At 45.6% G+C, this 23742-nt stretch carries 19 protein-coding genes; 11 read left to right on the top strand and 8 right to left on the bottom strand.

Annotation, left to right across the window (positions count from 1 at the left end; all coding sequences use genetic code 11):
• A partial coding sequence (locus QUA34_RS13065) for a HEAT repeat domain-containing protein (protein ID WP_333387071.1) occupies window positions 1-2908 on the bottom strand: 2908 nt, incomplete at its 3' end.
• Window positions 2909-3320: 412 nt separating this feature from the next.
• Window positions 3321-4259, bottom strand: a complete 939-nt coding sequence (locus QUA34_RS13070) for a ribonuclease Z (RefSeq protein ID WP_333331992.1) — start codon at window positions 4257-4259, stop codon at window positions 3321-3323.
• A gap of 269 nt (window positions 4260-4528) precedes the next feature.
• Between QUA34_RS13070 and QUA34_RS13075 the strand changes: the two genes are divergently transcribed.
• Window positions 4529-5704 (top strand): SpoIID/LytB domain-containing protein, encoded by a 1176-nt coding sequence (locus QUA34_RS13075; protein ID WP_333387073.1) that lies wholly within the window; start codon window positions 4529-4531, stop codon window positions 5702-5704.
• 205 nt (window positions 5705-5909) lie between these two features.
• Window positions 5910-6134, top strand: coding sequence for a hypothetical protein (locus tag QUA34_RS13080; RefSeq protein WP_333331997.1), 225 nt, complete (start codon window positions 5910-5912; stop codon window positions 6132-6134).
• A gap of 195 nt (window positions 6135-6329) precedes the next feature.
• On the opposite strand, the gene QUA34_RS13085 is transcribed toward QUA34_RS13080, so the two are convergent.
• A complete protein-coding gene (locus tag QUA34_RS13085) occupies window positions 6330-7640 on the bottom strand; it encodes a hypothetical protein (RefSeq protein WP_333332000.1) in 1311 nt (436 codons plus the stop codon).
• A gap of 610 nt (window positions 7641-8250) precedes the next feature.
• On the opposite strand from QUA34_RS13085, the gene QUA34_RS13090 reads away from it, so the two are divergent.
• The 3 genes from QUA34_RS13090 to QUA34_RS13100 all read left to right on the top strand — a co-directional run bounded on the left by QUA34_RS13090 (window position 8251) and on the right by QUA34_RS13100 (window position 10142).
• Window positions 8251-8772, top strand: a complete 522-nt coding sequence (locus QUA34_RS13090; RefSeq protein WP_333039118.1) for a photosystem I assembly protein Ycf3 — start codon at window positions 8251-8253, stop codon at window positions 8770-8772.
• 162 nt (window positions 8773-8934) lie between these two features.
• Window positions 8935-9216: an Asp-tRNA(Asn)/Glu-tRNA(Gln) amidotransferase subunit GatC gene (gene gatC, locus QUA34_RS13095; protein ID WP_006635952.1), complete on the top strand. Its 282-nt coding sequence runs from the start codon at window positions 8935-8937 to the stop codon at window positions 9214-9216.
• 209 nt (window positions 9217-9425) lie between these two features.
• Window positions 9426-10142, top strand: coding sequence for a TrkA family potassium uptake protein (locus tag QUA34_RS13100; RefSeq protein WP_333387075.1), 717 nt, complete (start codon window positions 9426-9428; stop codon window positions 10140-10142).
• Here QUA34_RS13100 and QUA34_RS13105 read toward each other — a convergent pair.
• The 3 genes from QUA34_RS13105 to QUA34_RS13115 form a co-directional block, all read right to left on the bottom strand.
• On the bottom strand, window positions 10099-11730 hold the full coding sequence (locus tag QUA34_RS13105; RefSeq protein ID WP_333387077.1) for a sodium:proton antiporter: 1632 nt from the start codon (window positions 11728-11730) through the stop codon (window positions 10099-10101). The two genes, QUA34_RS13100 and QUA34_RS13105, sit on opposite strands and share 44 nt — an antisense overlap.
• A 450-nt stretch (window positions 11731-12180) precedes the next feature.
• Window positions 12181-12708 carry a hypothetical protein gene (locus QUA34_RS13110; protein WP_333387079.1) on the bottom strand — a complete coding sequence of 176 codons (528 nt, stop codon included), beginning with the start codon at window positions 12706-12708 and terminating at the stop codon, window positions 12181-12183.
• 81 nt (window positions 12709-12789) lie between these two features.
• Window positions 12790-15504: a cation-transporting P-type ATPase gene (locus QUA34_RS13115; protein ID WP_333387081.1), complete on the bottom strand. Its 2715-nt coding sequence runs from the start codon at window positions 15502-15504 to the stop codon at window positions 12790-12792.
• Between the two features lie 344 nt (window positions 15505-15848).
• Here QUA34_RS13115 and QUA34_RS13120 point away from each other — a divergent pair, with 344 nt between their 5' ends.
• Window positions 15849-16253: a BON domain-containing protein gene (locus tag QUA34_RS13120; protein ID WP_333332016.1), complete on the top strand. Its 405-nt coding sequence runs from the start codon at window positions 15849-15851 to the stop codon at window positions 16251-16253.
• Between the two features lie 132 nt (window positions 16254-16385).
• Here QUA34_RS13120 and QUA34_RS13125 read toward each other — a convergent pair whose 3' ends face one another.
• Complete coding sequence (locus QUA34_RS13125; RefSeq protein ID WP_333332019.1) at window positions 16386-16763, bottom strand: hypothetical protein; 378 nt, start codon at window positions 16761-16763, stop codon at window positions 16386-16388.
• A 157-nt stretch (window positions 16764-16920) separates the two neighbouring features.
• Here QUA34_RS13125 and rppA point away from each other — a divergent pair, with 157 nt between their 5' ends.
• The 5 genes from rppA to QUA34_RS13150 all read left to right on the top strand — a co-directional run bounded on the left by rppA (window position 16921) and on the right by QUA34_RS13150 (window position 22903).
• Window positions 16921-17598 carry a two-component system response regulator RppA gene (gene rppA, locus QUA34_RS13130; protein WP_333332022.1) on the top strand — a complete coding sequence of 226 codons (678 nt, stop codon included), beginning with the start codon at window positions 16921-16923 and terminating at the stop codon, window positions 17596-17598.
• Between the two features lie 18 nt (window positions 17599-17616).
• Window positions 17617-18897, top strand: coding sequence for a HAMP domain-containing sensor histidine kinase (locus tag QUA34_RS13135; RefSeq protein ID WP_333332025.1), 1281 nt, complete (start codon window positions 17617-17619; stop codon window positions 18895-18897).
• An 85-nt stretch (window positions 18898-18982) separates the two neighbouring features.
• Window positions 18983-19534: a DUF3124 domain-containing protein gene (locus QUA34_RS13140; protein WP_333085830.1), complete on the top strand. Its 552-nt coding sequence runs from the start codon at window positions 18983-18985 to the stop codon at window positions 19532-19534.
• 319 nt (window positions 19535-19853) lie between these two features.
• The gene (locus tag QUA34_RS13145) at window positions 19854-20813 is read left to right on the top strand and encodes an aldo/keto reductase (RefSeq protein WP_333387084.1); all 960 of its coding nucleotides are present in this window, start codon (window positions 19854-19856) and stop codon (window positions 20811-20813) included.
• 218 nt (window positions 20814-21031) lie between these two features.
• Entirely contained in the window at window positions 21032-22903 is a 1872-nt protein-coding gene (locus tag QUA34_RS13150; protein ID WP_333332648.1) for a serine/threonine-protein kinase, read from the top strand.
• 134 nt (window positions 22904-23037) lie between these two features.
• On the opposite strand, the gene QUA34_RS13155 is transcribed toward QUA34_RS13150, so the two are convergent.
• Window positions 23038-23679 (bottom strand): Uma2 family endonuclease, encoded by a 642-nt coding sequence (locus tag QUA34_RS13155; protein WP_333387086.1) that lies wholly within the window; start codon window positions 23677-23679, stop codon window positions 23038-23040.
• Window positions 23680-23742 lie beyond the last annotated feature (63 nt).

Below are 23742 nucleotides of genomic sequence, written 5' to 3' on the forward strand. Positions count from 1 at the left end.
AGTCCCCATCTTTGAGACGTAGCAGCAAGGCACTGGTGACGGCTTCTGAAGCATTTCCCAACTTACTCAATGCTTTTGCTGCAAAGCAACGTACCGAGTGATTTCCATGTTCGAGATGTAGCAGCAAGGCACTGATGACGGCTTCTGAAGCATTTCCCAACTTACTCAATGCTTCTGCTGCAAAGTAACGTACAAAGTTATCCTCATCTTTGTGACGTAGCAGCAAGGCACTGATGACGACTTCTGAAGCATTTCCCAAGTTACCCAAAACTGTTGCTGCCTCACTACGCACTGAGTTATCACCATCTTCAAGACTTAGTAGTAGGATACTGATAACGGTTTCTGAAGCATTTCCAAACTTACCCAAGGCATATGCTGCAAAATAACGCACCTTATAGTCCCCATCTTCGAGACGTAGCAGCAAGGCACTGATGACAGCTTCTGAAGCATTTCCCAACTTACCCAAAACTTCTGCTGCCAAGGCACGCACCGAGTTATCAACATCTTCGAGACGTAGTAGCAGAAAAGTGATGACGGATTCGGAAGTATTTCCCAAATGACTCAAGGCATATACTGCCGAGACACGCACCAAGCTATTCCTATCTTCGAGACGTAGCAGCAAGGCACCGATGACTGCTGCTGAATCATTTCCCAACTCGCCCAAGGCTTTTACTGCAAAGTAACGCACCATATAATGCTCATCTTCGAGACGTAGCAACAGGGAACTGATGGCGGCTTCTTTTTCCCCTAATCCTGCTTGATATCTCCACAACCGCTCTTGATCAACGCCCTTTGCTTTCAAAAGTTGCAAAGTTTGCGCCTCAAACTCAGTCTCACTCATACTGCAAAGGATTTGAAAAACCTGAGAGCGAACTCTGCGACCAACCTGTTGCTCATCCCTTACCTCCAACTCAACCAACTTCTCCAAAATCTCCAGAGTTAGACTGGAATCTACCACCTTTAACTCTTTAATATTTTCAGCAAGACAACTGCCAGCAAAAAACAAATCGCGGTGCAACCATTGCTCATGCTCGCTATTGGCAGCCAAAATTGCCCGCATCGCTTTCGCCGCTTTCTTCGGTTTTTGTTGAGCAATTAACAACAGCAACACTTCTCGCCAGTGGGGGTCATGCAAATGCTCTCGAATATGCTTGAGAACAATATCAAAATCATCCTCATCATCTGCCTGATAGCCGATTTCCTGAGCGCACAAATATTCTTGAAAAGTCTTGTGTACAAAAGCGTACAAATCTTGTCCTTGTTCGTTGAGCAATCCCGTCCGCTGTTGAATAAAATCAACAAATCGTTTAGCTTCCTCTTTTGCCTGGAACCGTTCAACCTGTTTTTTGGTTTTAATATTCTGAGTTAACTGCTCTAACAATTCATCCTTAGCAATCAGAGTCCCGCCTTCACGACTATCCGTACTACCCTGAGTGTGAATCCAATAGGCGAGAATTTCCATCAGCCGCCGTAAATCCTCTGCATCTAAACATTTGAATACTGACTGCTCAGTCATGTTTTTGTTAGCATCCCAACACTTTAACAGTGTCTCCACAGCTTTTTCATAAAGCTTGTGGCGTGCCCTCGGCAGTACAGCTTGATAGCGGTGAATCAAAGCAATGATTGTCAGCAATAGCGGATTTCTCGCCAACAATTTAATTCGGTCATTTTCATCCAGAGCTTTTTTAATGCTATCTTTGCGACGTTGAGCTTCCGCCGCATCTCGAACGCGGCTGTCGTACCAGCGATTAATAAACTCATCAACCTTAGGATCGTCAAATAGTTGTAACTGATAGTGTTCAAACTCCGAAGTATTAAAAAAATCGCGTTTGTAACCAGCAGGGCGAGAAGTAATAATTGCCAAGTTTTGATGATACTGCCCCAAAAAACTCTCAATGTGCTGCACCACCGCATAGCGCTTGGATTCTTCAACAACCTCATCCAATCCATCCAACAAAATCATCGCCCTACCGTCGGCCAGCCAATACTCAAAAAAGCCTTCTGGCAGCGGTTTCACGGACATAGTTTTCTCGGCAAACTGGCGGGCATAGTCGAGGAGATTGATATCTGAAATCATAGCAAAATCCCGAATTTTAATCAAAATCGGCAAGCAATCTATCCCAGAAGGCAAGCCGATTTTTTCGGGATAACCCTGAGCCAACATCACCGCAAAAAAGCTCAGTAAAGTTGTTTTGCCTGAACCCGGGGCGCCCAGCAGCACAAATTTATTTGATTGATTTTGATTCAATAATTGTGATGCTAAAAACTTTCTACCAGAGCGAGTTTCTCTCTGAATCTGTGGCAGGTTTTTGCATTCTACCAATTCTTCTTGGATAAAGCGATAAATATCTACCTTTTCTTCTTCCAAAACATCGGGCATAACAAAAATGTGAGCCAACTTTTCCGATTTTTCGATTTCCTGACCTTCGACTGCAATGCCAGCAAACTTAACATCATCAAACCTGTTAGCCAGTTGCTTCAAATAGTCTGCTTTGGCAACTTTAAACCTTAAATAACTACTTGTTTTCTGGAAATAGGTTTCAGCAAAAACCTCCAACCAATCATGCAGTTTTTCGGGAGCGAATCTACCTTGAATTTTCTTGTGTTCTGGGACTGTAGTATTAAAGGCTTCAACTAAAAACTCCACTTGAGGCTTTTCTTGGCCGTTGAAAGGTTTTAGGAGTTCTGGAAGTGCTGCACCCGTCAAGAAACTTTTAAGAAAATCTTCGACTACACCCTGTTCGCAAGCAGAGAATAATTTGTTTTTATCGGCAGCTTCGATCGCACAAATACAAGCTTTTTCAAAATCGCTAGGATTCAATTTTTTCATAGCTTCTTTGAATCCTATTTCTGCCAGTTTAGCTATTGCTGGTGCGAGCTTTCCTAATAGTCCGATTTCAAATGTCATGGGAAATTTAATAAATATTTGTGTTTAATATAGTTTATACTGGAATTATTATCAATTCCAGTGTTATTTAAAATTTTATTGTGTGGTGGGCATCTGAACGCTCTAAGAGATCCTTGCCTACGCTCAGGAGGACAGAATTCCCTGACAGTGCGTAAGTCCTAAATGTTGTTGCTGCAATAATTTCAGTAACAGGCAAGAGGCCTGTTCCACAAGAGATTAATGTTTTTATGGCCTAAATTTTAGCAACAGGCAAGATGCCTGTTCCACAAGAGATTAATGTTTTTGTTGGATTTATTTCAGCAACAGGCAAGATGCCTGTTCCACAAGAGATTAATGTTTTTGTGGGGTGGGCATCTTGCCCGCCCCGATCGCCCTTATTGAAAATGCTGTAACATCTCAGGTCAGATTAACCCTAGTTTGAAACAGGCCGCGGCACTTCATAAGTCAAAAAGTCATAGGCCATTTTCGTATTCGGAAAAATAGCCTGCGCTTCCTTGAGCAAATCATCCAGGACGATCGCATTTCCCGGAGCGTAACGCGGGCTAAAATGCGTCATAATTAGCTGTTTAGCCCCAGCAATCAAAGCCACTTGAGCAGCCATTGTTGAAGTTGAATGCAGGCGATCGAAGGCCATTTGAGCATCTTGATGAGCAAAAGTAGCTTCATGCACCAACAAATCAGCATCCTTCGCCAATTCGACGGCCCCCTCACAAAAAACTGTGTCAGTACAATAAACAAACTTGCGCCCGATTTGATCCGGGCCACAAAAATCAGTACCTTTAAACTGTCGCCCGTCCTCTAACTTTACCGTTTTTCCTTGTTTTAATTGACCGTAAAGCGGGCCGGAAGGAATACCCACAGCCTTTGCTTTTTCTACGTCAAAATGTCCCGGACGGTCTTTCTCAGTTACTCGATAACCAAAAGCAGTAACTCGGTGCTTCAAAGGGCCGCAGCTAACAATATATTCGTCATCTTCATAGATGACTCCCTCGTGAATTTTGTGTACCTTAACCGGGTAAGAAAAATGAGTTTGAGAATAGCGAACACCAGCTTGCAAATATTCTTCAAGTCCCGGAGGCCCGTAAAGATCGATGCGCTTGACATTCCCCGCCAAACCGCAGCTAGCCAGCAAACCCATTAAGCCGAAAATATGGTCGCCGTGCAGGTGAGTGATGAAAATGCGGCTTAGTTGGCTGACTTTTAGGTCGCTGCGGAGAAACTGGTGCTGAGTTCCTTCGCCGCAGTCAAACAGCCAGAGTTCCGCTCGCTGGGGCAAGCGGAGGGCGATGCTGGAAACGTTGCGCGATCGCGTGGGTACGCCGGAGCTAGTTCCGAGAAATGTAATCTGCAAGAGTCAAATCACCTCAATTAAATCTTAAAAAATATGTTACATATATCCAGAGTGCGACAAATCCGACATATAGGAAATAGTCGCAGGCAGGAACCGGGATAAATCGCTGTTCCTGCGAACATCTCTTCGCTAAAATCATTTTTGACAAGCGCACAGAGCGATCCACCCAATTCTAACGTTTTGTTTCTTCCGTTCCCCTTCCTTTTTCCCTTGCCTTCCCTTCCCTTAAAAATTCTTAAAGTCATACAGCACAGGAGGAAAATTTTCAAATGCAGTCAGGAGTATTTTTTGGTTCCGTTTTTTCGACATTAAAAAAACGCTACTTTTGGATTTCGTTGTTGTTTTGGCTGGTAATGGTAGCCCCAGCACAGGCCGCGCTGATCTTGCGAGTGGCGGTACAAGACGGGGCAAGTCAGGTAAAAGTCGGCAGTTCTACTAAGGCTGCAATCCGCGACGGTAGCGGGCGCAATTTGGGCGAACTGCCCGCAAACAGTTCTCAGTCAGCTCAATTTCGATCGGGAACAGTGGCAATTGGTCGCTGGGCCGCCAACCAAGTTTGGATCGAGCCGACGGGAAATGGTTATGTTTGGATTGGCGATCGTTGGTATCGGGGACGCACGCTTCTAGTTCCCCAAAAAGGAGGCTTGACTGCCATCAACTACGTCGATATCGAACAATATCTCTACAGCGTTCTCGGCGCCGAAATGAGTGGCAATTGGCCTCAAGAGGCTTTGAAAGCCCAAGCAGTCGCCGCCCGTTCCTACGCTATCCACCAGCGAATGAAAAGCGAAACCGACCTTTACGACGTGGACAGCACTCAGTATTCCCAGGTTTACAAAGGATTGCAAACAGAATCTTCTGGCACTTATTCCGCAGTCGATGCAACCGCTGGTCAAGTTCTGGCCTACAACGGTCAGATAATTTTAGCCGCTTTCCACTCTGCGTCTGGGGGACATACTGAAAATGTCGAGGATGTTTGGACAGAACCTCTGCCTTACCTGCGTGCTGTTCCTGACTTCGACCAAGGGGCGCCGGTTTACCAATGGAAAGAAAATTTTTCTCGCGCTCAAATCAGCAGTAAGATTTCTGGCGTGGGCAATGTGATCTCGATGAAGCCAGAACGCACTACCGCTCACGGCAGCGTTTTGAGGATGAAAGTAGTTGGAGATGGCGGTTCTAGGGTCATGACTGGCGCAGATTTACGCCGGGTTTTAAATTTGAGGAGTACGCGGTTTACCGTGATTCCTCAGTATGCCGGCGGTGGGAACCCAAGGAACAGCGGCCAAGCTCCTACGGGTTTTCAAGTTGCTGGCAAAGGTTTCGGCCATGCTGTAGGAATGAGTCAGTGGGGGGCCTACAATTTGGCTAGACAAGGATACGGCTACCAGCAGATTTTGTTGCACTATTACCGAGGTGCTACTTTGGCTAGAATTGCAGTCCAGTAACTGCTGGGAATTGGGAATTGGGAATTGGGAATTGGGAATTGGGCCGAAAAGCATTGGTAATTGGTAATTGGGAATTGGACCGAAAAGCATCATCGCCGAAAAGCATTGGTTATTAGAGCCAACAACAAATAACCAATAACTACTAACTACTGCCAACTGCCAACTGCCAACTGCCAACTGCCAACTAACTACATTAAGGATTGCTATGCAAAAGTGGGAGTATTTATTTGTGGATGCGAATATGTATCCTTTTGGAAACAAGCTGATTAGTTTATATGTAAACGGTGAAGAACAGCGAGATTGGAAACAAGGCTCGCTGCATCTATTTGTCAATCATTTGGGGGATGAGGGATGGGAACTTGTGGCTCTGGATCACGACTCGAAGTATGACCAAAATTGTTTGATTTTTAAACGCCCTAAGCTTATTTAATAAAACTCGGAGTATAAAAAATTATGACATCAATAAAAATTGACATCTTTCACCCTTCTTAGCAACGGGGTAGAAGCCCGTTCCACACACAACAAAGATATTTTATTGTGCAACAGGCATCTTGCCGGGTCTTGAAATGGCTGCAGGATTTTAGTTCAACGCAACTTAACAACAAACAACTGTTTTTTGTCATTATTACAAGTTGTCTGAGCGATCGATCCGGCCCTGCCATTCGGCATCTATTTTAGCTGACTGTTCTAGTTCTTGTTGGGTTAGTTCTGTTTCTGTTGTATAAGCTAAGTCTTCTCCTGTCAGAACGTTTTCTGCTGCAAATTCCTGGGCGTAGGCCAGTTTTTTGAGCAAGTTGGCATCGGGTTCGTTTAATAACATTGCTCGCTGCTGACGCTCTTGATTGCGGGATTCTATCCGGCTATTTTTCCACTGAATCCAGAAGTAGCGAATTAAAGGAATTGCGAGAAATCCGACGCCGTAAATCAGGATCATGGGATAGACAGCGCTGACAAAACCGATAAATCCACCGACGAGCAAATTATTAGTTAATAGATTCCCCAAAACTAACGCACCGACAAGATTGACGGCTCCTAACCCTGCTGCCAGCATGATTTGGCCGGAACTGGCGTTGCTGAAACGCCACAGCATTTCTCGCAAATAAGCTGCTACTGGTTGAGGATTTTTCTGAACGGCTGTGGTTTGCAATTGCGGAAAATGGTAAATTATTTGCCCTTCGGGACTGACTTCGGGGCGGCCGTCAAAACGGGCGAGAGCCGGTAACATATATTCTTCGTATTCTCGGGCGTATCCTTGTCCGAGATTGTCTAGATATGGAGCAATTTGTTCGGCGGCGACGGCGCCTCGGTTGTTGCGAATTGCGGCGGCAATATCGCTCCATTTGCGCTCTTCTAGATTGTTATTGGGGTTGCCGTCTCCAAAGAGAAAGGAGAAAACTGCTTCTAGAAAACTCATCTGGGGTTTTTGGCCCGTTAAGCGCGATCGCTGCTGGTAGTATGGTTGGTCATGGTTCCAGTAAAATATCCAGATTAAGTCGTTCCAGAAGTAGGGAAAAAAGGAAAAGCCGCCACCTCTGCCGCCCCCGCCGCCACCTTCTCCTCCTCCCCCGTTATTGTTATCGCCGCTGGAGAGTAAAATTGTGATAGCAACAAAAATTAAGAGGATAGAAGCTACCAGCACTATGCCGAAAGATATCCGAATCAGATAAAATAAAATGCGCCAGATTTTTTGCCACCATTCCTGCAACTGCAAGCGCCAGAATTTGTTTCGCAAAATATCTCGAAAGTTGTTGGGAAATAGGTAGGCAATGTCGCCGGATTCTGCTACTTGCAGGTTGCCACCTGCTTCGGAGGCGAGGGTTAATAGTTCTCGCTGGGCAAAATTGACATCTAATCCAGCTTTTGCCGCCACGTCTCCAACCGTAACGCGGTAGCCAAGTTGTTCGACGGCTTGCATAATGGTGGGATTCGGAGCCATAGGTTTCTCTCTGTGAAAATTACCCGGTTATTTTTATTATATATTGCGGGAATTCGAGCTGGTTTTGGCGATCGGGTTTCTGATTTTTTTGGATGCTGCCCTTGACTTTGGGGCAAAATATTGCTAGTGTTTTGCCGAATAACTTTTAAGTATGGGCTGAACTCGGATAGCTTAATAAAACTTTGTGATTAAATTTCTCCTCGGCATTTGCTTTTGCTTGTTTGCTCTGAGGGTCAAGGAGGGGGGATTATGGGTACAGTTAGTAAGGTACGGTGTGCGATCGCCCGTTGGCGGAGCCCTCGAGCCGGATCGCCTCTGCACCCTCCTGCAGAACTTTTTCCTTCGGCGCGGGTTTGTGTAAGTTTTGTGTAGAGTGCCAGAGATATGTTAAAGAAATCTAGTTTTTTTGCAAGTCTTGCAAGACTTATATAAAATAGATAGAGCTTGCGCGGGTGTTAAACCCAAGGGCGTGTTTTAAGGTTCGCAGTTGCGATCGACTAAACTTTTTAGCGCCCTCAACACAACGGCCCACTACAATAGTGGCGCAATTATTAATAGCAAAACTTTACAGGCTAATTTTTCTGATTAGCCACTAACCAAAGAATCGCATATGCCAAGAACTCAACGCAACGATAACTTTATTGACAAAAGTTTCACGGTAATGGCTGATATCATCCTCAAGATTATGCCGGCCAAAAAGCAGGCGAAGGAAGCTTTTGCTTATTACCGGGATGGTATGTCAGCTCAAGCAGATGGCGAATATGCTGAAGCGCTGGACAATTATCATGAAGCGCTGAAGCTGGAGGAAGATCCTTACGATCGCAGTTATGTCTTGTACAATATGGGGCTGATCCATACTAGCAACGGCGAACACGATAAAGCTTTGGAATATTACAGCGAGGCTTTGGATCTCAATCCGAGAATGCCACAAGCACTGAATAATATTGCTGTAATTTACCACTATCAAGGGGAAAAGGAAAAGGAAGCTGGCAATATTGAAGGGGCGGAAGGGCTGTTTGATAAAGCTGCGGATTATTGGAAGGAGGCTATTCGCTTGGCCCCAAACAATTACATTGAGGTACAAAATTGGCTGAAGACGACAGGCCGATCGCAAATTGATGTGTATTTTTAACTAGGATGGGCATGGGGCATGGGGCATGGGGCATAGTTAGTAGTTAATAGTTGGTAGTTAGTCGTTTCTCTAATAACAAATAACCAATGCCCAATGTCCAATGCCCCATGCCCCATGCCCAATTCCCAATTCCCCATTCCCAATTCCCCATTCCCAATTTTTATGATTGACAGAGAAGAAGTTCGGAAAGTAGCGAATTTAGCGAGATTGGAATTAACGCCGGAAGAAGAAGAGCAGTTTACTGGTCAACTTAACGGTATTTTGGATTATTTCGAGCAGTTGAGTGAACTCGATACGAGTAAGGTGCAGCCGACAACGCGGGCGATCGATGTTAGTAATGTAATGCGATCGGACGATTTGCAACCTTTTGCTAAGGGAGAAAGTATTTTGGAGGGAGCTCCCGATCGCGATGGGGAGTTTTTTAAAGTGCCTAAGATTATGTAGGGTTCTCCCTACGCACATAACTGAGGAAAATCTATGCAGGGGCGGGCTAGCAATGCCTACCCCAAGAGCAGATTAAATTAACTGTCAAACAGGTAATAAGTTAGTCCGGTAGAAGCCACCCCACAAGTCGATTAAACTGATAGAAGTCTAAAACAATCTCACTCATAGGGATAAATCTGTAAAGTTCATTCTTGGGGTGACAAATAGTCATGTATGTATTAATTGGTGGAGCAGGAATGATGGGGCTGGGTTTAGCCCAGCAGCTATTAACACTCGGTCATACGGTTGCAATCCTCGATGCCGACCCGCTTGCCTGTCGCTTTGCTCGTGAAAAAATCGGAGTGATGGCATTTGAAGGCAGTGCGGTGAGTACAACGGTTCTTCTGGAAGCGGGAATTAAACAAGCAAACGCAGTCGTTGCAGCACTCAGCGATGATGCACTGAATTTAGCGCTGATCACCCTATCCAGGAGCTATGGTATTTCTCATATTGTGGTGCGAATGCGCGATCACGAATTCATGGAAGCCTATCGACTTGCCGGAGCCAGTCACATCATCAACACTATTGATTTGGCAGTTGCATCAATGGCGAATGCGATTGAATATCCCCAAATCGAGTCGATGATGCACTTTGAACACGGGCAAGTCGAGGTACTAAAGCTGCCAGTTCCAGGCGATTGCAAGGTGGCAGGTCACACCGTTGCTCAAATTGCTCAAGACCCTCGTTTTCCAAAAGGTTCGCTGATTATTGGTTATCAATGCCATGCCTGCGCCAATCTGGAGATTCCGAACGGCAATACAGTTCTAGAAGCAGGTTCTACCATTCTCGTCGTCACCCGTCCAGAGCTAGTTCACCAAATGATTGATTACCTCGGCATTCGCGCTAGTCATCTGCCAACGTTAGAAGTTTCTCATCCAAATCTTTGATGTAAGGATGAACCAGATCCTCTGGGACAATTCGCTTGCGGAGGGCATCGCTAACTGCTCCTTTTTCTGCTAGAAGCAATCGCCGCCGAATCGTATCTAGCCCGCTGCGATCGCCCTGTACTTGCCCTGCCCGATGTTTATTGTAGAGATCGCGCAGCACTCGCTCAGAGTGTGCTACTCGTGCTTGATATGATGCCCACAACTCCTCGTAAACTGCCTTCGGCAACACGCCAGATTTCAGCAAACTATCTAGCTCATCTTGAGCCGCTTTGGAAGCGATCAACTGAATCTGTAACTGCCCAGCTTCCTGCATTACATCAGAAACACGGCTAATTTTTAGTCGTTTTACTATCCACGGTAAACTTAATCCCTGTCCGACTAAGGAGAATAAAACTGCACCGAACACTAGGGCAATGATGTTATCCCGTCCTGGTAGGGTCAAGGGAATCGCAACAGCTAAGGCCATTGAGAGAGACCCTTTAATATTCCCTAAAACCAAAATGTGCTGCCAGCGTAGCGGAATGGGGCGATCAAACCAGCGCAGCCCCGCTAATAACAAATAGACCGAGAGAATCCGTCCCAGTTGATAAGCCAAAATCACGAACAGGATGGATGGCAAAATTCTCCACAGCGTCAGCGGGTTAATTTCAATCCCAATCAGCAGGAAAATAAACGTATTGACGCCAAAACCAGCGTATTCCCAGAAACTCAGCAAGGTAATCCGATCCGAGGCAGACGAACTGCGAGGCAGCCCAAGGTTGCCAAAAACAAGTCCGGTGATGACCACAGCCACTGCGCCCGATACGCCTAAAAATTGTCCGATTTGGAAGGTTCCCAATGCGAGAGCGACAGTTAGCAAAAGGCTACTCAACGGGTCGTTTAAGCGAACCAATATCGGCACGCTCAAGTAACCTAAAACACCCCCGACCAGTGCCCCACCTAAGGCAACCACGAGCAGTTCCTTCACGCCTTGTACAGCGGTGAGAGAGCCTGTCGCATAAATTACCAAAACCAAATTAAATGAAATTAGAGCAGCCGCATCATTGAACAGAGTTTCTCCCTCAACAATGGTGGACAATCGAGAAGGCACGCGGATCTCTTTAAAAACCGCGATCATCGAGACTGTATCAGTGTTTGCCAGAATGACTCCGATCAGCAACGCTGGAATCCAGTCTAGCCCCAGCCCAAATTTAACCAGAACAGCGATAATTGCTGAGGAAAAGATCGAGCCGGGACCCGCCAGCAGGGCGATCGGCTTAAAGGTGCTGCGGAGACGGCTGATATCAGTATTGATCGAGGCTTCAAAAATCAGAATTGGTAGGAAAAGATTTAATACTAAAGAGGGGTCTAAACCAATTCGACGCGACAAGAGCTCCGTAATGGGCAAGCCTGCTAACACTAAGCCCGTCACATAGGGAATTCGCAACCGTTGGGTTACGAGTGCAACAAAAGTTGCAATCAGCAGCAGAATGATCAAGATGATGACCAATTCAGGAATGGCTCCTGCCGTTTGGCTATTTGTAGCAGGATTGCTGCCCAAGGGAGGTGCTTGCGCTACAATCGACTCGATCGCCGATACTCCTCTCATAAACTGGTTTTCCTCAAATAAATTGACTGATTAACTACCGTTTTAGTCTACACGAGACGGTTCACTCTGCTGTAGACGTAACTGCAATTTATGTGGTGTATTTGGATGAATGCTGAAGAAGCTGAAACGAGATTTATGGGTGGCCTCGGCGATCTGATCGTTTTTAAAGTGCAATTTTTTTGGTAGATATGGATGATTTCCAAACCCTTACAGGATGCTAATTGCTCTTAATTGTGCTGGTTTTTAATTTTTTTTAACAGTCTCTTCTGAAGTGTTGCCGACCCGATCGCGGTTGCCGAATCGGCGGGTACTGGAAGTTGTCGATCCGTATGTCAGGAGTAAGAGAGCGATCGCCCAAAATCATCGACCGTCAAATTTTTAAGTGGTTTTAGACGTTCTGTTTTGCGGGACTAAATTCCTCGAAGGTAATCCTCCTTTCTGACCTTGAATTTAGGTAGCATCACAGACACGCCACGTCAGAATCTCCCAACGTTTAAGGACAGGTTCAGCAATCACGATCTCATTTTCTCTTGCCTCCATGACGATCAAATAATCTCCCTGGTTAAATCTGCCGTTGTAAATTCTTGCTTGTTCTTCTGGCACCAACCATCCTTGAAGTGCGCCATATAGACCGCCAGCAGTTGCAGCAATCCCACTTCCAACGAAAGTTGCTAAAAGGCTTTCCACCGCTAATGCCTGACCAATACCGGGAATTAGCAGGCTGCTGAGTCCAACAATTAACGCTAATGAACCTAGTCCTATGCTGCCTAAGATCGCGCCTACTTGTGCACCTGTTGCTCTTGTGATTAAAATTTGCTGCACTCCCAAAGAGTCCAAATCATCATGGTCAGAAGGTTTAGCAATCACTGAAATCTTGTGCATGGGGAAGCCCCGGCTTTTTAGCTCAACTAGCGCCTGCTCTGCGTTTCGATGATTAGTAAATAGGCCGCTAGCACGTTTGAGGTTTTGGTAATTCATGAGAAATATTTCATATTCAACGCTACAAAGTTGGTAAATAGTGTGTAAACTTGCTGGCAATAGCCGTATCACAAAAACCACTTAGTTCAGAGGTGCAAAACGCTTTAGCAAAGCTGACAAAGGAATCATTGGCAGTCCGAATCCGATACAAATTAAGCCTTGGATTGGGTTCAAAGCTTCAGTGTTGAATAACTGATTCATAATGCCCCATTGGCTAAACAGGAATTGGAGAATGAAAATAGCCCCAATGCCGATCGCCACAGCATAGCCAACTGATTCATCTTTACCGCGTAGTTTGGCGACGATCGCCGGAACGAAGCGACTGATGCTTAATAGATAAAAAGCTTCGGCCGCAACCAATGCTTGAATTGCCATCGTCCGGGCTAGAGCTTCATTGCCTGTGGTTTGGACGATCCATTCAAACATCCCAAAGATCACAATCCAGTTAAATACCGAAACTGTCAGAATCCGAGCCGTCAGCCTGCGAGACAGCAGCGGTTCATTGGCAGGTCGAGGTGGATGTTGCATGACATCGGGAGAGGGCGGCTCAAATGCCAACGGTAAGCTCAACGTAACTGAACTGACCATATTCAGCCAGAGAATTTGTACTGGCAAAATGGGTAGTGGGGTTGCCAGAAGTACGGCAATCAAGATGGTCATGGACTCTCCACCATTCACGGGCAGGATGAAGGCGATCGCCCGCAGCAGATTCTTATAAACCGTGCGTCCTTCCTCAACTGCTTTCTCGATCGAAGCAAAGTTGTCGTTTGTCAACAGCATATCCGCTGCTTCTTTTGTAACTTCGGTGCCTGTAATACCCATCGCTATCCCAATGTCAGCTTGCTTCAGGGCGGGAGCATCGTTAACTCCATCTCCAGTCATCGCCACAATCTCGCCCTTAGACTGAAGTGCTTCGACAATGCGGAGCTTTTGCTCTGGTGCGACACGAGCAAACACGCAGCTTTGTTCAACAGCATTGGCGAATTGCGGCTGGTTCATTTGAGCGAGTTCTTGACCAGTAAAAACGGGAGCCTCTTGGGTTTGATTTAGTCCCATTTCGTGCGCGATCGCTGCTGCTGTTTTGGCATGATCGCCCGTAATCATCTTGACCTGAATTCCCGCAGATCGACAGGCTTGAATCGCTTGAATCGCTTCGGGGCGAGGCGGGTCGATCATGCCTTGCAGACCCAGAAAAGTTAACCCTTGTTCAATATCAGAATGCTCAATTGAAGATTGAGAAGCGGGTACAACTTTCTTGGCAAGTCCCAGAACTCGCAGCCCTTTTTTCGCCATTCTGTCCACGGTTTGCTCGATCGGCACGGGGTTGAGGGATCTCGCCTCTCCCTCTTCATCCAGCATCTGGTGACACCGCTTCAGAATTGCCTCGATCGAACCCTTGACATAAATCAACCGTTGTGGACGATCGTCATGTAACGTTGCCATGTATTGAAACTGAGATTCAAACGGCAGTGTATCGAGCCGGGAAAGCGATTCCTCCAGTTTCTCAGTAATTAACCCCGCTTTTTGGGCTACCGCAACCAGCGCCCCTTCGGTTGGACTACCGACTACAGTCCAGTTTCCATCTTGCACTTCTAGATGCGAATCGTTGCACAAAAGTCCTGCTTGCAGGCATTCATATAAAGCAGGTGCGTTGGTTAAGTCAACGGAATTTCCATTTACAGAAATTTCCCCGTCTGGTACATATCCTCCACCGCTAACCCGATATCGCTTGCCACCAGCATCAATCTCCTGAACTGTCATTTGATTCTCAGTCAAGGTTCCGGTTTTGTCGGAACAAATCACGGTGGTGCTACCCAACGTCTCAATTGCCGGAAGTTTGCGAATAATGGCGTGCTGCTTTGCCATCCGGGAAACCCCGATCGCCAGTGTCACCGTTAAAATCGCGGGTAAGCCTTCAGGAATTGCGCTGACGGCAAGCGCCACAGATGCCTTGAACACCTCAACCCAAGAAAATCTCTGGGCCATGCCTGCTGCAAAGGTGAAGGCAGCCAAACCTAAAATGACATAGAGCAAGGTTTTGCTAAATTTGTCAATTTTGCGACTCAGCGGAGTTTCCAGTGTGGTACTTTGCTGCATCAGTTGGGAGATGTGTCCGGTCTCGGTCATGTCACCAATGCTGACGACGAGTCCGCGTCCCTGTCCAAACGTTACCAGGCTTCCGGTATACGCCATGTTCGTGCGATCGGCCAGTGCAGCGTCTGCCTCTAGCGCCTGGGATTGCTTCTGGACCGGGACAGATTCTCCCGTTAACGCTGACTCATCAACTTGTAAGTCACGGACTTCGATCAGCCGTAGATCCGCAGACACTTTATCCCCAGAAGACAGCAAGACGAGATCGCCAGGAACCAGTTCACTGGATGAAACTACTTGCTTTTGACCGTGGCGGAGAATGGTTGCCTCAGTTGCAACAGATTTTGCTAAAGCGGCGATCGCATTCTCTGCCTTTGACTCTTGAACGAAACCAATGGTGGCATTCGTCAGAGCAACCCCAAAAATTACCCCTGAATCAATCCACTCTTTCAGAAATGCTGTTACTATCCCAGCAGCTAACAAAATGTAGATTAGCGGCTGATTCAGTTGCTGAAAAAATCGCAACCAGGCACTTTGCTGCTTCTGAGCCGTTAGTTGATTGGGGCCGAGGATCTCGCGCCGCTCCGCTGACACCTCAGAAGATAGACCTATTTCCAGGTCAGTCTCTAAAATCCGAGCCACTTTCTCGACAGAGAGGTGATGCCAAGAGTGTTCTACTAATTTTTCTACATTCGTTGCAGTCATAACGTTTTTTGTCAAGCCAACTGCTTATTTATGATTTCGTCTTGTTTCTAGCGTCATTGATGAAAGTGAGGGAAAAATGAGAGACTGATTTTTGTTACTCACATTTGGATCACATTTGCTCCCTATACTTAGGCAGAGAACCGATTAAGATAACTTATAGGCTTGCCAACCTTAGTTCACGGGATTTGATTTATTGTTGCCTTTTATTAATAAAGTTGTAAAAAGCATTACTTTTGATAGATGAACTATCGTACATTTACTTGTTAAGTTGAAAGGCTAAAAGACTTCATCCTGAGTTTTATCGGCAAAATTGCGTTTCACTACCAACAAAACAAACAAAGAATATGCAATTATTAAAGCTATTTGTGCAAGGAATCAGCGTCAGCACAGTTGCAATTTTGGGTTTAGGTGCTTGCACCTCCCCCAATACTTCACAGACAACTGTTCCATCTACTTCTGCTCCCACAACTGCCACTGGAAATACGACTGTTCCAACCCCTGCTGCGCCTGCAACCACGACCGCACAGACGGCTGAAAATCAAGACATTGACGATATTGCCGATCGCGTAGAAGATGCTTTAGACTCCGATGCCACCCTCAAGCAATTCGATTTGGACGCAGACGATCGGGATAATTCGATTGTGTTAACAGGCCGCGTTCAAACGGCAGAACAAAAAGCATTGGCAGAACAAGTTGCTAGGCAAACTGCAGCCAATTTTTCCATCAATAACGAAATCGTCACTCAGTAGTTATTAACAGTGAAGTGGCAAGAGTATTGGACGCTTCTTGCCGCTTGAGCAATTGCTCGATCGCAGCGAGGAAACCTACAAATTTAACAACCTTATTTGACTGGATGCGATCGCAATATTGAAACAATAAACTTATTCAACGATCTCGTAACGGACTAACTGGCGCACATTTTGACGCGATAACTGTAGTTCTTGCGCGATCGCTGCCTCTATCTGGGTTGCGTCAGTCATTGGCAATTCTAATTCCAATTGCTTCAAAATGGGTTCTGCTGTTTCTACCGCAACCTGGGTGGTTCCTTGTTTTCGGTTAATCACCGCGTTGATCAGCAATATATTGACAGACACCGTTGCTTTAAGCTGGGTATCTGCCTGAAGTTTATTCTTTACTATCTGGGGTTGTTGTAATTCTTGAGCCATTAGGAAACTGGAACCAACCCAAAACGCGATCGCCACAAACGGCAATGGCAACCAAAACTCTGCGCCTGATGCTTTTAGCCAACGTCTAATCATCCGCTATTCTTTCCCATCCATTCTGAGGCTAATACTATCTATTGGCACTTTAATACAACTGGATATATCCTAAAATCTAGCTTAAAGAAGATGCGCGAATTACCTCAAACTCTAATAATTCTTAAAACTGCAAGCTGCGAAGGAGGCGAGCCTAGATATGAGAGTTTTGCTGGTGGAGGACGATCCAAAGCAACTGATGCCACTTCAAACAGTGCTGTCTCAAGCAGGACATAGCGTGGATGGGGTAAAAGATGGACAGACGGCCCAGTGGCTGTTATCAGAAAAAGAATATGATTTGTTGATTTTGGACTGGATGTTGCCACATATCAGTGGGGTAAATCTCTGTCGTCAATATCGAGCAGCAGGGAAAACAGCGCCGATTTTGATGATCACGGCAAGAGATACCACGCCAGAAAAAGTAACCGGCTTAGACGCAGGTGCAGATGATTACCTGGTGAAACCGATCGATTTGGTTGAATTTATGGCACGAGTGCGGGCATTAAGACGACGATCGCCCCTTTGGCAAGGAGATACGCTCAGCCTTGAGGATCTACAACTCCACCTCGATACTCTGACTGTTGAGCGACAAGGTGCAACTGTTTCCCTCTCCAGTCGCGAGTTTCAGTTGTTGGAGTATTTTATGCGTCATCCTCGACAGGTTTTGACTCGGAATCAGATTGAACAAGCTGTGTGGGAATGGGGGACTGAACCAGAGAGCAATGCAATTACGGTTCTAATTCGCAAACTCCGCCAACGCTTGCAGACTGTAGGATCGGCAGACTGGATTGAGAGCATTTACGGTATGGGTTATCGCCTCACTTCCCCTGAAAAGTAACGATCGTGAAGGCAAGTCATGTTTAATCAAAGTCGTCGCAATCTGGCTCGTTGGTTCACCCTCTCCATGGGAAGCATTCTCGTGCTGTTTGCAGGGGTGATTTACCAGATTGAGGTAAAAGATAAACTAGAAGCCCTTGACCGACTGCTCTATGACAAGACTAGAGTTATGGCTGCCAGCGTACATTATGAAGTTCGCAAAAACCAGAGCCAGGTCGATCTGAGTCATGTCTCCTTGTTAGGCAGTGGGTCTCATCCGCTTGCAGAAGATCTGATTTATGTACGCTGGTATAACGCACAAAGGCGGTTAGTTCGTTTTTTTGGGACTCCTTCTTCAGAGCAGTTAAATACGCCCTTTGGTTATCTCACAGTTCGATCGATCGATCCACTTTTGGGAAAAGGAATCTGGCTGCGTCAGGTGACATTACCCGTTGAAGGTAGAACAGGGATACTCGGTTATCTTCAGGTTGCAACTCCCCTGACAGAAACTCAAAACAGGCTCACTCAGCTTCAGATCGTGTTAACTCTCGCTGTCCCGCTGACACTGGGCTTAATTGCCCTCACAGGTTGGTTTCTCAGTGGGCTCGCCATGCAACCGATTCGGCAAGCCTATCAACAGCTTCAACGCTTTACAGCCGATGCCTCTCACGAGTTGCGATCGCCCCTCTCTGCCATCCTCACCAATGCCCAGCTTGGGTTAATGATTGCGACTGATGACTCGCGCTACCACCCCCCCTTGGAAAACATTGTAGACAGTGCGAAATCAATGGGACTGCTGGTGAATAATTTGCTGCTGTTAGCTCGGCATCAGGGGCGACTAGCGCCGGAATCGCTCAGGTTAATCAATCTCAACGAGTTCCTCAGCAATTTAGCAACCCAGTTTCTCGCACTTGCAGAAGTCCAAAATATCAAACTAACCTGCGAATCACCGGCACAACGGATTGAATTGTTGGCCGATCCTGATTTGCTACGGCAAGTAGTCGAAAACTTGCTTTACAATGCCTGTAAATATACCCCCGTTGGCGGAACTATACAAATACGCCTAGTTCTTCATTCCAATTTGGCAGTCATTCAGATAATCGATACGGGAATCGGTATTCCAGAAGCGGACTTACCCTATATTTTTAATCGCTTCTATCGAGTAGACACCGATCGCTCGCAGGAGAGTGGAGGCTTTGGGCTGGGGTTAGCGATCGTCGAACAAATTGTCAAGGCACACAGCGGACAAATACAGGTGACGAGTGAAGTGGGCAAAGGCTCAACGTTCCAGGTTGAACTGCCGCTCAAACTTTATCACTAAGCCACCTCAAACGAGAGAGAAGGTGCACTCTGCTTCCTGCTTTAGACGTAACTGCAATGTATGTGGTGTATTTGGATGAATGCCGATGAAGTTTAAACATGATTTCTGGGTTGGTTGGGCGCTAGGGGCGATCGTCCTGAGTTCTTGTTCAGACCAAACTACCTCACCAAGACAACAACTTGATACAAAACGTGAAACCTCACTGAGAGCAGTCCCGTTAGATCAAACAAAAGTTGTGATGGGACAAACCGTATATGTCCCTATTTACTCACATATTTATCACTACAATAGCCAGGATAATGTGATGAATTTGTCCGCGACGCTCAGTATCCGCAATACGGATCTGACAAATTCAATTATTATCACTTCGGTGCGTTACTACGATAATGATGGGAAATTGATTAGGCAGGACATTAAGAGTCCAGTAGAACTGAAGCCGCTTGCTTCCACAGACTTTTTCATTGCAGCAGATGATACAAGTGGAGGCTCAGGTGCAAACTTTATTGTGGAGTGGGTTGCAGAAAAAACGGTTTATGATCCTGTCATTGAAGCTGTCATGATTAGTACCTCTTCTTCTCAGGGCATTTCATTTATCAGTCCCGCTAAAGTTCTCAAGCAACACAAGATGCAGAAGTAATTTTAGAGGATTAAATTATTGCTTTACAAGGTAGTTTTAGACTACCATAAGGGGAGCCATCTCATATTTGTAAAAACACTTCTTCTGGCTTCTTCCTTTTTTATTGTGACTTTTTTCTCCAGCCTCCTGACTCCTAACTCCAATTTCTAGCTTGGCTGCAAAAGTGAGATGCTCCGATTTTTAATTTTTAACTTTGTACATCACTATAATTATTTTAGAATAAAACGATAGCATTACTGTGCATGGCTACCCAACTTTTTTCTGTTAAGATTAGAGAGCTTGAGGGTGAATACTAAAAATATAAATGAGGACTTAGGGTATGCAAAAGCGACAATTGGGGACATCACAAATTCAGATTACCCCGATCATTATGGGGACTTGGCAAGCTGGGAAGCGGATGTGGGTGGGAATTGAGGATGCTGAAACTGTCAAAGCAATGCGCGCGGCTTTTGAGGCAGGTATTACCACATTTGATACGGCTGAGGTTTATGGAGAAGGGCATTCGGAACAAATTATCGGTCAAGCACTTTCAAATGTGCGATCGCAAGTAGTTTATGCTAGCAAAGTTTTCGCCAACCACCTGAAACCCGATTTGTTAATCGAAGCCTGTGATCGATCACTAAAAAACCTCAACACCGATTATATCGACCTTTACCAAATCCACTGGCCTGCTGGCACTTGGAATTCCGAGTTAGTGCCAATTGCAGACACAATGGACGCCCTGAACAAGTTAAAAGAACAGGGAAAAATTCGGGCGATCGGCGTTTCCAACTTCTCCCGCGCCCAAATAGAAGAAGCCGCCCAATACGGACGCATCGACAGCTTGCAACCGCCCTATTCTCTGTTTTGGCGCTGGGTAGAAAAAGAGGCGATGTCCTATTGTGTGGACAATCATATCTCCATCATTGCCTATTCATCTCTAGCTCAAGGAATATTGACAGGTAAATTCGGGCCAGAACACAAGTTTGAAGAAGGCGACCACCGCGCCAAAAATAAGCTGTTCATCAAAGAAAATTATGACCGAGTGCAAACAGCATTAAATCAACTCAGGCCAATTGCCGATCGCCACCAGATAAGCTTGGGCAACTTAGCTTTAGCTTGGTTGATTTCCCAGCCACAAACAAATGCAATTGTCGGCGCGCGCGACGGGGAACAAGCAGCCGAAAATGCTAAAGCTGCTGAGGTAAAATTGAGTGAAGAGGAATTAAAAGAGATTGATGCGATCGGGCGAACAGTCACCGATCATTTAGACGATAACCCCGTTATGTGGAACTTCTAAAACAGAACTGACGCAACTGGCATATATAGTAAGGTACTCCGGAACTCACGCCCAGATCACCATTCTCGCTTAACTGGCTCGAAGCCCGTTCCACAAAGAGTGAATTTCTTGTGGAATGGGCTTCTAGCCCGTTCCTAAAAAGCTAATGAGGTATAATATCTACTGCGCTGTGGAAATATTCAAAAAGTTAAAATCAAAAATCCGCAATCTAAAATCGAATGAGTTACTGCCTAAATCCCAACTGTTCCAAGCCACAAAACCCTCCCGCAGCCAAAATTTGCCGAAATTGCCGTTCAAAACTGCTGTTGCGCGATCGCTACCGGGCTATAAAGGCGATCGGACAAGGCGGTTTTGGCAGAACATTCCTCGCCGTTGACGAAGACAAACCCTCAAAACCTCGCTGCGTTATCAAGCAATTTTTACTCACAGAAACCCCACTCATCCCATCAGCAAGTAATCGCAACAGCAAAAAAGCAGCCGAACTTTTTGAACAAGAAGCAATGCGATTAGACGAATTGGGCAAACACCCTCAAATTCCAGAACTCTTAGCCTATTCCATCCAAGACGGCCGACAATATGTAGTCCAAGAATTTATCGACGGGCAAAATTTAGCACAACTTGTAGAAACAGAAGGCAGATTTAGCGAAAATCAAATTCAAGACTTACTCAATAGCTTATTACCCGTCCTTCACTTCATCCATTCCCACAACGTTATTCACCGAGACATCAAACCCGGAAATATCATCCGTCGCGCCGACAAACAATTAGTTTTAGTAGACTTTGGCGCCGCAAAAATTGCCACAGGTACAGCTTTACTCAAAACAGGAACCAGCATCGGCAGCCCCGAATACATCGCCCCCGAACAAGCTAGAGGCAAAGCATTTTTTACCAGCGATTTGTACAGTTTAGGCGTAGCTTGTTTGTATTTGCTAACTCAAGTTAGCCCTTTTGACCTCTTCGATCCTGGTGAAGATGTCTGGATATGGCGGCAGTATTTGGCCAACAACCCCGTGAGTGAACAACTCGGAAAAATTTTAGACAAAATGATTGAAAATGCTACCAACCGCCGCTATCAAACGGCTGTTGAAGTATTAAAAGAAATTAATCCCCAAGTTGCGATCGATCTAGCAATTCCTCAAACAAATTCCAAGTTAGTTAAACCAGGAAAAACTCCCGTCCAGCCCCAACAACAAACCTATAACTGGCAATGTCTTCACACCCTCACAGGTCACAAAAATTTAATTTACTCTGTGGCTTTCAGCCCAAACGGGGAAGTTGTAGCCAGTGGCAGCGATGACAAAACAATCAAGCTGTGGGGAGTTGAAGACGGGCAAGAAATTGTCACCCTCACAGGACACGCTAACTCGGTTTATACAGTAGCTTTTAGCCCGGACGGACAGATGCTAGCCACCAGCAGCCACGACAAAACTGTCAAACTTTGGCGGATGAAAGATGGACAAGAAATCCGCACCCTGATCGGTCACAGTAACTCAGTTTACGGCACAGCTTTCAGTCCCGATGGCGAAATTATTGCTAGCAGCAGTTGGGACAGAACAATCAAGATTTGGCGAGTCAAAGACGGGCAAGAAATTCGCACGCTTGCGGGTCACATCAATTTAGTTTATTTTGTCGCTTTTAGCCCGGATGGGGAAACTCTTGCTAGCTGCAGTTGGGACAGAACAGTCAAAATTTGGCGAGTCAAAGATGGGAAGCTAATTCGCACGCTTACAGGTCATACAGACTCCGTTCGCTGCATAGCTTTTAGTCCAAATGGAGAGTTTTTGGCGAGCGGCAGCCATGACAATACTATTAAGATTTGGTGGGTCAAAGATTGGCAAGAAGTTTTAACTATCACAGGACATTCTTGGTATGTTGATTCTATTGCTTTTAGTCCCGATGGCGAGATTCTGGCTAGCAGCAGCAATCAAACTATCAAGATTTGGCGAGTGAAAGACGGTCAAGAAATTTGTAATATTTCGGGTCATACTAACTCGGTTTACTCTGTTAATTTTAGTCCGGAAGGAGAGTTTTTGGCTAGCGGCAGCAGTGACAAAAGTATTAAGATTTGGCAGAACACCATGTTTGTTTGATTAACCACAATCAAAATTGTTTGTAATCCTTGGGCGGGGGCAGGTTTATGAGAATTGGTGGTTTTAGGCAATTATTGTTGGTGGTGAAGCTGCCCCTACAGGAAGTACGATCGATTCACCGGACACGATATGATTCAACCGTTCTCCCTTTCAATTTTCCGTCGCAACTCTCGAATTATTGCACTTGTATGGCGCTCGCGCGACACTTGCCAGCATTCCTCCACAATTTCTGATACATTAAAATTGGATAAATAACGGCTAACTGAACTTTCGACATATCGATCGTTTTGCAAGTCGTAAATTATGAGCTTATTTTTCTTAAATAGCCACAGTTCCGGCACTTGATAAGGCAAGTAATCATCTAAATCCGTGTAGCTAGTTACGTCTACTTCAATTACTAGATCGGGTGGCGGTTCAACACCCCAAGCAATCCGATCTTTACCAATAATTGCCACACAATTATCGATATAAAAACAATAATCAGGTTCAATTCCTCTTTCTTCCGGCAAATCCATGGTAATTGGTGTAAACGCTTCATAATCTCGCCCCAAATAATCTAGCAAAACCATTGCCACCATTGCAATAATATGAGCTTGTTTTCCGTGTACTGGTAAAGGGGACATTAATAAAATCTCTCCTGGTCGATATTTGATGCGCGGAATCTGACGATCGCCCAATTGTTCTACAAGTGCTTGGTAATCCTGCCAACTACCTGGCAACCTCACAACTGTTCCTGGTGGCAACTGAATTTTTTCTGGCGTGACGACTGCGAACATAAAATTTATACCTCCTGACTGAGGATGTGTGTTTTAAACAACTAAAAGATATTTATCAATCTA

The organism is Microcoleus sp. POL10_C6, assembly GCF_036701585.1.
In the GTDB taxonomy this organism is placed as follows: domain Bacteria; phylum Cyanobacteriota; class Cyanobacteriia; order Cyanobacteriales; family Microcoleaceae; genus Microcoleus.

Coding starts and splice junctions, on each gene's coding strand:
- gatC (WP_006635952.1), top strand. CDS start 8,935: ATGATTGACAGAGAAGAAGTTCGGAAAGTAGCGAATTTAGCGAGATTG.
- QUA34_RS13105 (WP_333387077.1), bottom strand. CDS start 11,730: ATGAGAGGAGTATCGGCGATCGAGTCGATTGTAGCGCAAGCACCTCCC.
- rppA (WP_333332022.1), top strand. CDS start 16,921: ATGAGAGTTTTGCTGGTGGAGGACGATCCAAAGCAACTGATGCCACTT.
- QUA34_RS13085 (WP_333332000.1), bottom strand. CDS start 7,640: ATGGCTCCGAATCCCACCATTATGCAAGCCGTCGAACAACTTGGCTAC.
- QUA34_RS13140 (WP_333085830.1), top strand. CDS start 18,983: ATGAAGTTTAAACATGATTTCTGGGTTGGTTGGGCGCTAGGGGCGATC.
- QUA34_RS13150 (WP_333332648.1), top strand. CDS start 21,032: ATGAGTTACTGCCTAAATCCCAACTGTTCCAAGCCACAAAACCCTCCC.
- QUA34_RS13145 (WP_333387084.1), top strand. CDS start 19,854: ATGCAAAAGCGACAATTGGGGACATCACAAATTCAGATTACCCCGATC.
- QUA34_RS13120 (WP_333332016.1), top strand. CDS start 15,849: ATGCAATTATTAAAGCTATTTGTGCAAGGAATCAGCGTCAGCACAGTT.
- QUA34_RS13090 (WP_333039118.1), top strand. CDS start 8,251: ATGCCAAGAACTCAACGCAACGATAACTTTATTGACAAAAGTTTCACG.
- QUA34_RS13110 (WP_333387079.1), bottom strand. CDS start 12,708: ATGAATTACCAAAACCTCAAACGTGCTAGCGGCCTATTTACTAATCAT.
- QUA34_RS13100 (WP_333387075.1), top strand. CDS start 9,426: ATGTATGTATTAATTGGTGGAGCAGGAATGATGGGGCTGGGTTTAGCC.
- QUA34_RS13135 (WP_333332025.1), top strand. CDS start 17,617: ATGTTTAATCAAAGTCGTCGCAATCTGGCTCGTTGGTTCACCCTCTCC.
- QUA34_RS13075 (WP_333387073.1), top strand. CDS start 4,529: ATGCAGTCAGGAGTATTTTTTGGTTCCGTTTTTTCGACATTAAAAAAA.
- QUA34_RS13115 (WP_333387081.1), bottom strand. CDS start 15,504: ATGACTGCAACGAATGTAGAAAAATTAGTAGAACACTCTTGGCATCAC.
- QUA34_RS13080 (WP_333331997.1), top strand. CDS start 5,910: ATGCAAAAGTGGGAGTATTTATTTGTGGATGCGAATATGTATCCTTTT.
- QUA34_RS13125 (WP_333332019.1), bottom strand. CDS start 16,763: ATGATTAGACGTTGGCTAAAAGCATCAGGCGCAGAGTTTTGGTTGCCA.
- QUA34_RS13155 (WP_333387086.1), bottom strand. CDS start 23,679: ATGTTCGCAGTCGTCACGCCAGAAAAAATTCAGTTGCCACCAGGAACA.